Source organism: Micrococcus antarcticus, assembly GCF_044872765.1.
GTDB lineage: Bacteria > Actinomycetota > Actinomycetes > Actinomycetales > Micrococcaceae > Micrococcus.
Genome location: NZ_CP085253.1, coordinates 724,471 through 736,693, shown reverse-complemented (window position 1 = coordinate 736,693; position 12,223 = coordinate 724,471). Strand labels below are relative to the sequence as shown.

Sequence of the window (12,223 nt, the reverse complement as noted above, 5' to 3'; positions counted from 1 at the left end):
TGACGCGTGACCATTCCTTCCTCAGACTCCCGCGTCCCCGCCGACGCCATCCCCGCCGAGCTCGATGCCCTCGTGGGCGAGTGGCTCGCGCTGCCCGACGTCGCCGAGCGGCTCGACGTCGTGGTGACGCGCGTGCACTCCCTCGTGAAGGACCGCCGCCTCATCGCCGTCCGTCGTCCCGATCCCGCGGTGCGCGCCGTCCCGGCGCTCTTCCTCGACGAGGAGGGGATCCTCGACTCCCTGCGCGGCACGCTCGTGCTCCTGCAGGACGCCGGGTACAGCGACGCCGAGGCCCTGCGCTGGCTCTTCACACCGGACGAGTCCCTCCCTGGCCGCCCGATCGACGCGCTGCGCGGCGGACACAAGACCGAGGTGCGGCGGCGCGCGCAGGCACTCGCCTGGTGACGTCGGCCGGGTGAGCCCTCCCGTGGTGCCGCGCGCGCCCCACCTCAGGCGGAGCGGCGGGTGAACGCGTCGATCAGCCCGCTCACCGCAGAGCAGACCGCGTCCTCCACGCCCAGCCCCTCCCAGGCGGCGACCCCCGCGGTCGCCTCGGCGGAGAGCCGGTCGACGTCGGCCGCCACCGCGGCGCGCGCGCCGCACTCCTCCAGGCGGCGCTGCCAGTGGGCCACCCGGTCGTCCGCGAGGTCGGCGTCGCCCAGGTCGGCGTCCAGGGCCTCCGCCTCGGCGGGGTCGAGGAGCGCCGCGGCCCGCGCGATCAGGACCGTCCGCTTGCCCTCCCGCAGGTCGTCTCCACTCGGCTTGCCCGTGAGGGCAGGGTCGCCGAAGACGCCCAGCAGGTCGTCGTGATACTGGAAGGCCAGGCCGAACGGCAGCGAGACCGCCGCGAACGCCTCCAGGAGGGCGTCCTCGGCCCCGGCGAGCAGTGCGCCCAGGGCGAGGGGGTGCACGGCCGAGTAGCGGGCCGACTTGAACTCCACGACGGTGGCCGCGGAACGCACGGCCTCGGCGGGATCCGGGTCCGGGGGCGTCATCTCCGCGAGGACGTCCAGGTACTGGCCGGCCATCACCTCGAAGCGCATCCGCTCCATCTCCGCACGAGCCCGGCCCGCCCGCGGCGAGCCGGCGATCGCCTCGGCGAACGCCTCGTCGCTCAGGGCCAGGCACACGTCGCCGGCCAGGATGGCCGCGGAGACGCCGAAGTGCTCCGCCTCGTGACGCCATCCCGCCGCGCGGTGCGTCGCCTCGAAGTGCCGGTGCACGCTGGGCATGCCGCGGCGCGTGTCCGAGCGGTCCAGGATGTCGTCGTGGATGAGCGCCGCCGCCTGGAAGAGCTCGAAGGCGGCCCCTGCCGTCACGATGCGCGGGTCAGCCGGGTCCGCGCCGGCGGCGCGCCAGCCCAGCCAGCACAGCACGGCGCGCAGGCGCTTGCCGCCCGAGGTGAGCCGGGCGATGGCGTCCACCACCGGCACGGCCCCGGGGTGGATCGCCCGCGCGTCGTCCCGCCGTCGGTCCAGGATCTCCTCGAGCCGGGCCGCGACGGCGGCGCGGTGGGTGTCCGGCGAGGGCGCGTCGGCGGGGGAGGGGCTCAGGGTCGCGGCGTCGGGCATGCCCACACCCTAGCCGCCGGTCACTAGGCTCGACCCATGCCCGCACGCCCGTCCGATGCCGCCGCCGCACCCGTGCGGGAGGCCTCGATCCTGCACGTGGACATGGACGCCTTCTTCCTGTCCGTGGAGGTGCGGGAGCGGCCCGGGCTCCGGGGCCTGCCCGCGGCCGTCGCGTCCCCGATCGGGCGCTCCGTCGTCCTCTCCGCCTCGTACGAGGCGCGCGCGTACGGCGTCCGCTCCGCCATGCCGCTCGCCCACGCCAAGGCGCTGTGCCCCCCGCTCGCGGTGGTGGCCCCGCGGCAGGACGTCTACCGTGCGGTCTCGGCGGAGGTCATGGCGCTGCTGGGGAGCGTCACCCCGGTGATGGAGCAGCTCAGCGTGGACGAGGCGTTCCTGGACGTGGCCGGCGCCCGACGGCGGCTGGGACCGCCCGAGCGCATCGCCCGGCTCATCCGCCGTCGGGTCGCGGACGAGCTGGGCCTGCCCTGCACGGTGGGCGGGGCCGCCGTGAAGTTCGTGGCGAAGATGGCCTCCACCGCCGCGAAGCCGGACGGGCTGCTGATCGTCCCGCCCGAGCGCACCCTCGCCTTCCTCCACCCCCGGCCCGTGGGGCACCTGTGGGGCGTGGGCCCGGTGATGGCGGGACGGCTCGAGACCCGGGGGATCGCCACGATCGGCGACCTCGCGCGGACCGACCCCGAGCGGCTGCGCGGGTGGTTCGGCGCCGCCGGCGCGGCCTGGTCCGAGCTCGCCCGCGGCCGTGATCCCCGCCCGGTGGCCCCGCGCGCGGCGGCGCGCACGGTGGGCGCCGACCACACCTTCGACGTCGACCCCACCGACGGGGAGGCGGTGGCCCTCGAGCTGCTGCGTCTCGGCCACCGGGTCGCGGCGCGGCTGCGCGCCGACGGCGTGGAGGCCGCGGGGGTGACGGTGCGCCTGAAGGACCCTCGCGGCCTGGTGCGCGCCCGCACCGCACGGCTGCCGAGGCCGAGCGCGGCCGCCCACGACCTCGTGGCCGCGGGCCGGCGGCTGGCCGACGAGCTGCTGGCAGAACGCCGTCACCCCGTCCGTCTCGTGGGACTGCGGGCCGAGCGCCTGACGGCAGCGGGGGAGCCCGTCCTCGAGCAGGACGCGCTCTTCCCCGCCGAGGGTGAGGAGCCGGCGGCCTCGTCGTCGGCCTGGACGGAGGCCGAGACCGCCGCCGACGCCGTCGCCCGGCGCTTCCCGGGGGCGGCCGTCCGTCCGGCGTCGCTGCTGCCGGCCCCGCGGCCGGACTCGCGCGGGGCTCCTGGCACGCCCGTCCGGTGAGCACTATCCTGGTCTGACCCGGCGCCCCCGTGCGCCCGCGTCCGCGGCCTCACGGACGACGCCTGTGATCGAAGGAGCGGGAGTGCCTCTCTCGGAGCACGAACAGCGCATGCTGGACCAGCTGGAGCGCCAGCTCAACGACGAGGACCCACGCCTCGCCACCCAGCTCGCGGAGACGTCGCGACCCGCCCTCCCGGTGCGTCGCATCGTGCTGGGGGCGGTGCTCGGCGTCGTCGGCCTGCTCGTCATCCTGGCGGGCGTGTCCACCCACCTCCTCCTCGTCGGCGTGCTGGGAACGCTCCTGCTGGGCGCCGGGATCCTGGTGCTCACGGCACGGAGGCCGGCCCAGGCCGCCCGCCCCGGGCGCTCCGGGCGTCCGACCCCGGACGCCGGGCGGGGCGAGTTCATGTCCCGCCTCGAGCAGCGCTGGGACGAGCGCCGGCGCCGCGAGCCGTGACCGCACCGGCGCGCTGAGCCCGCCGGTGCGGGAGATCCGGTCCGTCCTCGCGCCGCCCCGTCCCCACTCTCCTCCACCAGACCCCTCCACTTTCCTCCTCCACCGCCTCCTCGGCCCTCCATCGGCCCCGATCCCGCCCCGGGATCGGGGCCGGCGGCGTCCTGGGGCTCATCGGCGTGTCCCGGAGTGGGCGGCTCTCCACCGCCCCCCACCCGCCGACGACCGCGGGATTCCGCGGAGGTGAGCGGCGTCATCGGGCCGACGGGAAACGCCGCGCCGACGCGGTGGGAGGAGGGGGTTGTCGGTGGGGGAAAGTGGGGTAAAGTGGAGCACAGGAGAGAGCAGTGGTCCCGACTCTGGTCGGGAGGGACCACTCGGCGAGTCAGGGGGGTGCCATGTTCCTCGGGACCTACACCCCCCGGCTCGACGAGAAGTTCCGGCTGATCCTCCCCGCGAAGTTCCGTGAGGAGCTGTCCGAGGGACTCGTCCTGACGCGCGGGCAGGAGCGGTGCCTCTACGTCTTCAGCGCCCGTGAGTTCGAGAGGGTCCACGAGCAGATGAGGGCGGCTCCGCTGTCCTCCCGCCAAGCCCGTGACTACATCCGCGTCTTCCTCTCGGGAGCGTCGGACGAGGTCCCGGACAAGCAGGGCCGCGTGACCGTGCCCGCTCCGCTGCGCCAGTACGCGGGGCTGGACCGGGACGTGACCGTGATCGGCGCGGGGACCCGGGTCGAGATCTGGGACACCGCGTCCTGGAACGAGTACCTGGCGGAGCAGGAGGCCGCGTTCTCCGAGACCGACGAGGACGTCCTCCCCGGCGTGTTCTGACCACCGACTCACCGACTTCCCCCGCGTGAGACCTCCACCCGACGTCGCCGCACCTGACCCGCCTTCCCCTGGGCCAGGCACGGCGACGGACGGATGGGGATCCCGCCCGAGGGACCATGTCCCACCCGATGGATGAGAGCAGGAGCAGGAGGTCGCCCATGGACGCCGACGCCCCCCTCTCGGACCGCTCCGCGGATTCCGCCCCCCGCCCCGAGGACCGCCACGTCCCCGTCATGCGCGACCGTGTGGTCGACCTGCTCGCCCCCGCCGTCCAGGCCGCCGTCGGCGCCGGGCGCGTCCCCGTCGCGATCGACGGCACGCTGGGCATGGGCGGGCACACGCAGGCCCTGCTCCGCCGTTTTCCCACGCTGCGCGTGATCGGGATCGACCGCGACCCCCACGCCCTGCGCATGGCGCAGGAGCGCCTCGGGGAGCTCGCAGAGCGCCTCGTCCCCCACCACGGCACCTACGACGAGGTGCCCGAGGCCATGGATGCCGCCGGCGTGAGGCGCGTGGACGCGGCCCTCTACGACCTCGGCGTCTCCTCCTACCAGCTGGACGACCGGGAGCGGGGCTTCGCGTACTCCTACGACGCGCCGCTCGACATGCGCATGGACACCACCGCAGAGCGCTCGGCCGCGACGCTGGTGGCGGACCTGGACGAGGACGAGCTGCGTCGCATCATCCGACGCGACGGCGAGGAGCGGTTCGCCGGGCCGATCGCCGCGGCGATCGTGCGCGCCCGTGACGAGGCCCCCATCGAGACCACGGGCCGCCTCGTGGACGTCATCCGGGATGTCGTGCCCGTCTCCGCCGGCGCCAAGGGCGGCCACCCGGCCAAGCGCACCTTCCAGGCCCTGCGGATCGCGGTGAACGAGGAGCTCGACATCCTCGACGCCGCCGTGCCGGCCGTCCTGGACGCCCTCGCCGTGGGAGGCCGCCTCGTCGTGATGAGCTACCACTCGCTCGAGGACCGGATCGCCAAGCGGCACCTGAGCGCCTGGGCCACCTCGACCGCGCCGCCCGGGTTCCCCGTGGTCCTGGAGGAGCACGAGCCCGTGGTGCGCATGCTGACCCGCGGCACCGAGAAGCCCACTTCCAGGGAAATCGCTGAGAACCGCCGCGCCTCCTCCGCGAAAGTGCGTGCGGTTGAGAAGATCAGGGCGACGAGGACACCGCAATGACGGCGTATGAGGAGTTGGGCATGAGCGCACAGGCGCGGATCGAGACCACGCTGCACCCGGTCTCGCCCTACGAGGCGGTCCCGCCGCGGGCCCCCGAGCCGCGCACCCCCCTCTCCGTCGTCCCCGCCCCGCTGCCGCGCTCCGGACCGGGGCTCGTCGTGTTCTGCGTGAGCCTGCTGGTCGCGGCCCTCGCGGCCGTCCTCGTGCTCAACATCACGCTCTCCAACCGTCAGTACGCCCTGCTCGAGCTGCGCGCAGAGCAGCAGACCCTGATGCAGACCAACGAGCGCCTGGCCGAGCAGGTGGGCTACCTCGAAGCACCCCAGAACCTCGCCGCGCGCGCCGACGCCCTCGGCATGGTGCCCCCCGCCGGCACCGCGGCCCTGGACGCCTCCACCGGGGAGTTCTCCGGCGAGGCCGTCGGGGCGGGCACCGGCAGCGTCTCGGCCGCCTTCGTCGCCCCGCCCGCCGGCGCTGACGCGGCGGGCCCCGCGGACGCCGAGGGCCGCATCCCCGCGCCGCGCACGGGGGCCGGCGCGGCCGACCCGGCAGCGGCCGCCCCTGCCTCCGGCGAGCCGTCTGCGCCCGCCGCAGGCCAGCCGGGGCCCTCCGTCGACTGATGACGCGTTCCGCCCCCCACCCCGCCCACGGCGGGTCTCGGGTCCTCTCCGCGCCCGGACTGCCCACCGTCCGCACCCGAGCCGCCCTGCTGGTGGTGTTGGGACTCCTCGCCGCCCTCGCGCTTCGCCTCCTCTTCGTGCAGGGCGTGGACCCCACGGGCCAGGCCGCCAGGGCCATGGACGAGAGGCTGCGCACCCAGACGCTCGAGCCCGAGCGCGGGTCCATCCTCGACCGCGACGGCGACGTCCTCGCCGCCAGCGTCCGCCGCTACGACATCGTGGTGGACCAGCGCCTCGTCAAGGACTTCGACGAGTGGGACCGGGAGAGTGGCGGGGAGAAGCGGGTGAGCGTGGACGAGCGGCTCCGGGAGCTCGCCGGGGTGCTGGAGCTCTCCGAGGAGGAGGTGCGCCGCTCCACCCTCGGCGACCGTCCCTACGCGGTGGTCAAGCGCTCCGTCACCCCCGAGGTCCGTGAGCGGGCGCTCGCCGTCCGCGTGCCCGGCGTCCTGGCCGATCCGGTGGACCGTCGGACCTATCCGAACGGGGCGGTGGCCGGCAGCGTCGTGGGCTTCATGGGCGGCGACGGCGAACCCCTCGAGGGCCTCGAGCTCAGCCAGGACGCCGTCATGTCCGGCACGGAGGGCACGCGCACCTTCGAAGTGGGCGCGGACGGCATCCGCATCCCCAACGCGGAGTACGAGGAGACACCCGCGGTGGACGGTGCGGACCTGCGCCTCACGCTGGACAAGGACGCCCAGTGGTTTGCGCAGGAGCAGATGGGCGCCCTCGCGGCCCAGCACCAGGCGGAGTGGGCGAACGCCGTCGTGATGGACGCCCGCACCGGCGACGTGCTGGCCATGGCCGACTCCACCACGGTCGACCCGGCGGAGCCGGACGCCACCGACGCCCGCTTCCGCACGCCCACCACGCTCACCACGCCGTACGAGCCGGGGTCCACGGGCAAGGCCCTCACGCTGGCTGCGGCCCTCGACGCCGGCGTGGTCGAGCCGGAGGACGCCTTCACCGTCCCCAACCGGATGGACTTCCACGGCCAGACGATCAGCGACGCCGGGCGGCACCCGACCTTCGACATGACGGCGGCGGGCATCTTCGCGCGCTCGTACAACACGGGCACGGTCCAGATTGCGGAGCGGCTCACGGACCAGCAGCGGTACGACGCGATGCGCGCCTTCGGGATCGGCCAGCCGATCCCGCTCGGCCTTCCCGCGCCCGCGACGTCCGTGCTCGTCCCGCCCTCCGCGTGGGACGGCCGCCAGCGCCTCGTCACGGCCTTCGGGCAGGGCTACACGCAGACCACCCTGCACACCGCCCAGATGTACCAGGCCCTCGCCAACGGCGGCATGCTCATGCCCGCGCGGCTGATCGACGCGGCCGTCGACGCGGACGGGGCGGAGCGGCGCTGGGAGGACGGGCGCACGCCGCGCCGCGTGGTCTCCGAGGACACCGCGGCAGAGATGCTGCGCATGATGGAGACGGTGATCACCCAGGGGACGAGCAAGGCCGCCGCGATCCCCGGGTACCGCGTGGGCGGCAAGTCCTCCACCGCCGAGGCCGCCGGACAGACCGGGCGCTACGACGGGTACAACTACGGCTTCACGGCGGTGGCGCCGCTGGACGACCCGCGCTTCGTGGTCTCGGTGTCCCTGCACCGCCCCACGGCAGGCGGCAGCTCGAAGGTGGCCGCGGAGGCCGCCGCGCGGATCATGGAGCACATGCTGCGCCAGGCCAACGTCCCCGCCACCGGGGCGGACCCCCACGACTACCGTGTGTTCGTGGACGACCCGCAGGAGCGCCCGTGGTGACGCGCGGACAGACAGTGACGAGCACGGAGGAGCACCCCATGACGCAGACGCCCGGACCCGAGGCGCCGCTGAGCCCGGCGGAGCAGGACGGGGCGTTCCGACCCGCGCACGTGGACCCGCTGCCGTGGGACGCCCTCCTGAGCGCTCTCGAGACCGCCGGGCAGCCTGCCCGCGTGCACGGCGAGGCGCCCGCCGCGGGCCTCACGGGGGCGGCCCTCGACTCACGGGTCGTCCGCCCCGGCGACCTCTACATCGCCCTGCCCGGTGCGCGTGCCCACGGTGCCGCGTTCGCGGGGGCCGCCCTCGACGCGGGCGCCCGCGCCGTTCTCACCGACGCCGCCGGCGTGCGGCTGCTGGCCGAGGCCGGTCGCGACGCCGTGCCCGTCCTGGACGTGGAGTCAGTGCGCACCGCCGCCGGCGTGGCGGCGGCGGCGGTCTACGGCCGGGGCCTGGATGCGGGGCCCCGACTGGTGGGCGTGACGGGTACGAACGGCAAGACCACCACGAGCTTCCTCGCCGCCGCGCTGCTCGAGGCGCTCGGGCACCGCAGCGGGATCATCGGCACCATCCTCACCCGCGCGGGGGAGCGCACGGTGCCCTCCACCCTCACCACCCCGGAGTCCACCCAGCTGCACGCCCTCATGGCGCTCATGCGTGAGGAGGGCGTGGACACCACGGTCATGGAGGTCTCCTCGCACGCCGTCTCCTACCGGCGCATCGCGGGGCTGCGGTACGCCGTGGCCGGCTTCACGAACCTCACGCAGGACCACCTGGACCTGCACGGCTCCATGGACGAGTACTTCGCGGCCAAGGCCGGGCTCTTCGACGCCGACCGCACGGACCGCGCCGTCATCACCGTCGACGGCGGCGAGGGCCCCCGCTGGGGCCTGGCCATGGCACGGGCCGCGCAGGCGCCTGTGACCACGCTCGCGCTCGGCCCCGCGGCCCCCGTGCCCGGCGCGCTCGCCGAGGAGGACCCGGACTTCCGCGCGGACTGGGCGATCACGGAGCTGACGCCGGACGGCCTCGGCCACCGGTTCACCCTGCACCACGCCGCGTCGGGGCGGGTCCTGCGGGCCTCCGTGGGCCTGCCCGGGCGCTTCAACGCGGCCAACGCCGCGCTCGCGGCCCTCCTGGTGCTGCACGCCGTCGGGGAGGACCAGCTGGACGCGCTCGAGGCCGTGCTGGACGTCCCGGCGGGGGAGGGCCCGTTCGCCGCGGCCGTCCCCGGCCGCATGGAGGTCGTGGGGCGCGAGCCGGACGCCGTGGTGGACTTCGCCCACAACCCCGACGGCATGGTCCAGGCGCTCACCTCCCTCTCGGACGCCCGCGCGGCCGGCGGCCGGACGGGGCGCACGCTCATCGTCTTCGGCGCCACGGGCGACCGCGACGTCACGAAGCGTCCGCTCATGGGGCGGATCGCCGTCGACCACGCCGACGTCGTGATCGTCACGGACGACACGCCCCACTCGGAGGACCCCGCGCCCATCCGCGGCGACGTGCTCGCGGGTGCCCGCGAGCAGGCCTCCCGTGCGGCGGCCGAGGGCCGCACGGTGCTCGTGGAGGAGGTCGTCCCGCGCGCCGCGGCGATTCGGCGGGCCGTGGAGCTCGCGGGGGACGCGGACGGCATCCTCGTGGCCGGCCGCGGCCACGAGACGGAGCAGGACTTCGACGGCGTGGCCGTGCCGCTGGACGACCGCGTCGAGCTGCGCTCCGCGCTGGCCAAGCGCGCGACCGGCCGGTCGCAGGCGTCCTCCGGGGGTAAGGTCGACCCGTCATGATCGCTCTCACCGCCGCCCAGATCGCCGACGCCGTCTCCGGCGCGCTCACCGCCGCCCTCGACCCCGAGACCGTGCTCGTGCACGCCACCCCGGACTCCCGGCAGGTGGAGGGGGCCGGCACGCTCTACGTCGCGAAGCCGGGGGGGAGCGCCGACGGCCACGACTTCATCGACGCGGCCCTCGCCGCCGGCGCCTCCGCGGTGCTGGCCGAGCGCGTCACCCACGCCCCCGACGGCGTGGAGCATCCCGCGATCGTCGTGCCGGATGCGGTGCTCGCGATGGGCGCCCTCGCCCGCGAGGTGATCCGCCGCATCCGCGCGCACTCCGAGACCACCGTCGTCGGGATCACCGGCTCGGCCGGCAAGACCACGACGAAGGACCTGCTGGCGGCCCTGCTGTCCACGCAGGGCCCCACCGTCGCCCCCGTCGGATCCTTCAACGGCGAGGTCGGCGTGCCGCTGACGGCCTTCCGCGCCGAGCTGGACACGCGCTTCCTGATCGTGGAGATGGGGGCCGACCACGTCGGCAACATCGCCTACCTGTGCGACATCGTGCAGCCGGACGTCGGCGTGGTGCTCATGGTGGGCACCGCCCACGCGGGCAGCTTCGGCGGGGTGGAGAACATCGCCACGACGAAGGGCGAGCTCGTCGAGGCGCTGGCCGCCGACGGCGTCGCGATCCTCAACCGGGACGACCCGAAGGTCGCCGCGATGGCCTCCCGCACCCAGGCCCCCGTCACCTGGTTCTCCGCCGACGAGGACGCCCTCGCCTCCGTGGCCGAGGACGTCGCCGCGGGCCGCGCCGCCGCCCTCGTGGCCGCCCGCGACCTGCGCATGGACGCGGAGGAGCGTCCCGAGTTCGACCTCCAGGTCGGCGCCGACCTCGACGCGCCCCGCCACCCGGTCCGCTCGGGCCTGACGGGCGCCCACCACGCCTCCAACGCGCTCGCGGCGGCCGCGGCCGCCCACGCCGCGGGCATGGAGCCCGCCGAGATCGCCCGCGTCCTCGACGGGCTCGGCCCCACGAGCCGCTTCCGCATGGAGCGCACGGACCGCGCGGACGGCGTCACGGTCATCAACGACGCGTACAACGCCAACCCCGAGTCCATGCGCGCGGCCCTGCGGACCCTGGCCACGCTCGGCCGCTCCACGGGGCGCCGCACGTGGGCCGTCCTCGGCGAGATGCTCGAGCTGGGCGACGCCCGCGTGCGCGAGCACACCCTCGTGGGCGAGTCCGTCGTGCGCCTGAACATCGCCCAGCTGCTCGTGGTCGGCGCCGGCGCGCGCCCCCTCTACCTCGCCGCCCTCAACGAGGGCAGCTGGGGCGAGGAGGCCCACTTCGTGGACGACGCCGCGCAGGCCGAGGCGTTCCTCGCCGCGCGCCTCGAGCCCGGCGACATCGTGCTCGTGAAGTCCTCGAACGGGGTCGGTCTAGCCGCCCTCGGCGAGCGGCTCGCGACCGCGGACGTCGACCCCTCCGCCTCCCCCTCCGTCCCGTCTCTCAAGGAGCCCCGCCCGTGATCGGCCTTCTCGTCGGTGGCCTCCTCGGCCTGATCCTCTCGATCGTCGGCACCCCCCTGTTCATCCGGTTCCTCGTGCGGAAGGGGTACGGCCAGTTCATCCGTGACGACGGTCCCACCACGCACAAGACCAAGCGCGGCACGCCCACCATGGGCGGCGCCGTGATCATCGGGGCTCTCGTGCTCGGCTACCTCCTCGCGCACGCGGTGCTCGCCCTGATCGGCAGCCCCATGGCCGGCCCCACGGCGTCGGGCCTGATCCTGCTGTTCCTGACCGTCGGCATGGCGTTCGTGGGCTTCGTGGACGACTTCACGAAGATCACGAAGCAGCAGTCCCTCGGCCTCACGGCGCGCGGCAAGATCATCCTGCAGGCGCTGATCGGCACCGCGTTCGCGCTGCTGGCCCTGAACTTCCGCGACGAGCGGGGCCTCACCCCCGCCTCCACCGCGGTCTCCTTCGTGCGCGACGTGCCGTGGCTCGACCTCGCCTTCGCCGGCCCCGTGCTGGCCGTGGTGCTGTTCGTGATCTGGTCCAACCTCATCACCACCGCCACCACGAACGCGGTGAACCTCACGGACGGCCTGGACGGCCTGGCCACGGGCGCGACCGCCATGGCGACCGGCGCGTACGTGCTCATGTCCCTGTTCCAGGCGAGCCAGCACTGCGGGCTCGGCGGAGCGCCCGGGTGCTACGAGGTCCGCGACCCCATGGACCTCGCCCTGCTGGCCGCCGTGCTCACCGGCGCGCTGCTCGGCTTCCTGTGGTGGAACACCTCGCCGGCCAAGATCTTCATGGGCGACACCGGCTCCCTCGGCCTCGGCGGCGCCCTCGCCGGCTTCGCGATCTTCACGCGCACCGAGATCCTCGTGGTGCTGCTCGCCGGCCTCATGGTGGCCATCACCCTCTCCGTGATCATCCAGGTGGGCTGGTTCAAGATCTCCGGCGGCAAGCGCGTGTTCCTCATGGCGCCGCTGCAGCACCACTTCGAGCTGAAGGGCTGGGCCGAGGTCACCGTGGTGGTCCGGTTCTGGCTCGTGGCGCTGATGTGCGTCATCGCCGCCCTCGCCGTCTTCTACGGCGAGTGGCTGCTCGCCCAGGGCGGCCTCGCCGGGGTGACCCCGTGAGCGTCGTC

Annotated in this window: 11 protein-coding genes; 10 read left to right on the top strand and 1 reads right to left on the bottom strand. The window is 74.9% G+C overall.

What is annotated here, in order from left to right; translation table 11 throughout:
- Positions 1 to 6: 6 nt before the first annotated feature.
- On the top strand, positions 7 to 405 hold the full coding sequence (locus tag LG274_RS03440; protein WP_298985441.1) for an Rv2175c family DNA-binding protein: 399 nt from the start codon (positions 7 to 9) through the stop codon (positions 403 to 405).
- A 44-nt stretch (positions 406 to 449) separates the two neighbouring features.
- On the opposite strand, the gene LG274_RS03435 is transcribed toward LG274_RS03440, so the two are convergent.
- Positions 450 to 1,571: a polyprenyl synthetase family protein gene (locus LG274_RS03435; protein WP_343281956.1), complete on the bottom strand. Its 1,122-nt coding sequence runs from the start codon at positions 1,569 to 1,571 to the stop codon at positions 450 to 452.
- 36 nt (positions 1,572 to 1,607) lie between these two features.
- Here LG274_RS03435 and dinB point away from each other — a divergent pair, with 36 nt between their 5' ends.
- The 9 genes from dinB to mraY all read left to right on the top strand — a co-directional run bounded on the left by dinB (position 1,608) and on the right by mraY (position 12,215).
- Positions 1,608 to 2,879, top strand: coding sequence for a DNA polymerase IV (gene dinB / locus LG274_RS03430; protein ID WP_298985444.1), 1,272 nt, complete (start codon positions 1,608 to 1,610; stop codon positions 2,877 to 2,879).
- 109 nt (positions 2,880 to 2,988) lie between these two features.
- The gene (locus LG274_RS03425) at positions 2,989 to 3,336 is read left to right on the top strand and encodes a DUF3040 domain-containing protein (protein WP_404465423.1); all 348 of its coding nucleotides are present in this window, start codon (positions 2,989 to 2,991) and stop codon (positions 3,334 to 3,336) included.
- A gap of 395 nt (positions 3,337 to 3,731) precedes the next feature.
- Positions 3,732 to 4,163, top strand: a complete 432-nt coding sequence (mraZ, locus tag LG274_RS03420; protein WP_248117707.1) for a division/cell wall cluster transcriptional repressor MraZ — start codon at positions 3,732 to 3,734, stop codon at positions 4,161 to 4,163.
- Positions 4,164 to 4,321: 158 nt separating this feature from the next.
- A complete protein-coding gene (gene rsmH, locus LG274_RS03415) occupies positions 4,322 to 5,347 on the top strand; it encodes a 16S rRNA (cytosine(1402)-N(4))-methyltransferase RsmH (RefSeq protein ID WP_298711310.1) in 1,026 nt (341 codons plus the stop codon).
- Between the two features lie 20 nt (positions 5,348 to 5,367).
- Positions 5,368 to 5,967: a hypothetical protein gene (locus LG274_RS03410; protein WP_298711307.1), complete on the top strand. Its 600-nt coding sequence runs from the start codon at positions 5,368 to 5,370 to the stop codon at positions 5,965 to 5,967.
- Entirely contained in the window at positions 5,967 to 7,790 is a 1,824-nt protein-coding gene (locus LG274_RS03405; protein ID WP_298711304.1) for a penicillin-binding protein 2, read from the top strand. Before LG274_RS03410 ends, LG274_RS03405 begins: the two co-directional genes overlap by 1 nt.
- 38 nt (positions 7,791 to 7,828) lie before the next feature.
- Entirely contained in the window at positions 7,829 to 9,571 is a 1,743-nt protein-coding gene (locus LG274_RS03400) for a Mur ligase family protein (RefSeq protein WP_404465419.1), read from the top strand.
- Positions 9,568 to 11,091 (top strand): UDP-N-acetylmuramoyl-tripeptide--D-alanyl-D-alanine ligase, encoded by a 1,524-nt coding sequence (gene murF / locus LG274_RS03395; protein ID WP_298985453.1) that lies wholly within the window; start codon positions 9,568 to 9,570, stop codon positions 11,089 to 11,091. Before LG274_RS03400 ends, murF begins: the two co-directional genes overlap by 4 nt.
- On the top strand, positions 11,088 to 12,215 hold the full coding sequence (gene mraY / locus LG274_RS03390) for a phospho-N-acetylmuramoyl-pentapeptide-transferase (RefSeq protein WP_404465416.1): 1,128 nt from the start codon (positions 11,088 to 11,090) through the stop codon (positions 12,213 to 12,215). The genes murF and mraY overlap by 4 nt, the downstream gene beginning before the upstream one ends.
- Positions 12,216 to 12,223 lie beyond the last annotated feature (8 nt).

Coding starts and splice junctions, on each gene's coding strand:
- LG274_RS03400 (WP_404465419.1), top strand. CDS start 7,829: ATGACGCAGACGCCCGGACCCGAGGCGCCGCTGAGCCCGGCGGAGCAG.
- mraZ (WP_248117707.1), top strand. CDS start 3,732: ATGTTCCTCGGGACCTACACCCCCCGGCTCGACGAGAAGTTCCGGCTG.
- LG274_RS03435 (WP_343281956.1), bottom strand. CDS start 1,571: ATGCCCGACGCCGCGACCCTGAGCCCCTCCCCCGCCGACGCGCCCTCG.
- murF (WP_298985453.1), top strand. CDS start 9,568: ATGATCGCTCTCACCGCCGCCCAGATCGCCGACGCCGTCTCCGGCGCG.
- LG274_RS03425 (WP_404465423.1), top strand. CDS start 2,989: ATGCTGGACCAGCTGGAGCGCCAGCTCAACGACGAGGACCCACGCCTC.
- dinB (WP_298985444.1), top strand. CDS start 1,608: ATGCCCGCACGCCCGTCCGATGCCGCCGCCGCACCCGTGCGGGAGGCC.
- LG274_RS03405 (WP_298711304.1), top strand. CDS start 5,967: ATGACGCGTTCCGCCCCCCACCCCGCCCACGGCGGGTCTCGGGTCCTC.
- rsmH (WP_298711310.1), top strand. CDS start 4,322: ATGGACGCCGACGCCCCCCTCTCGGACCGCTCCGCGGATTCCGCCCCC.
- LG274_RS03410 (WP_298711307.1), top strand. CDS start 5,368: ATGAGCGCACAGGCGCGGATCGAGACCACGCTGCACCCGGTCTCGCCC.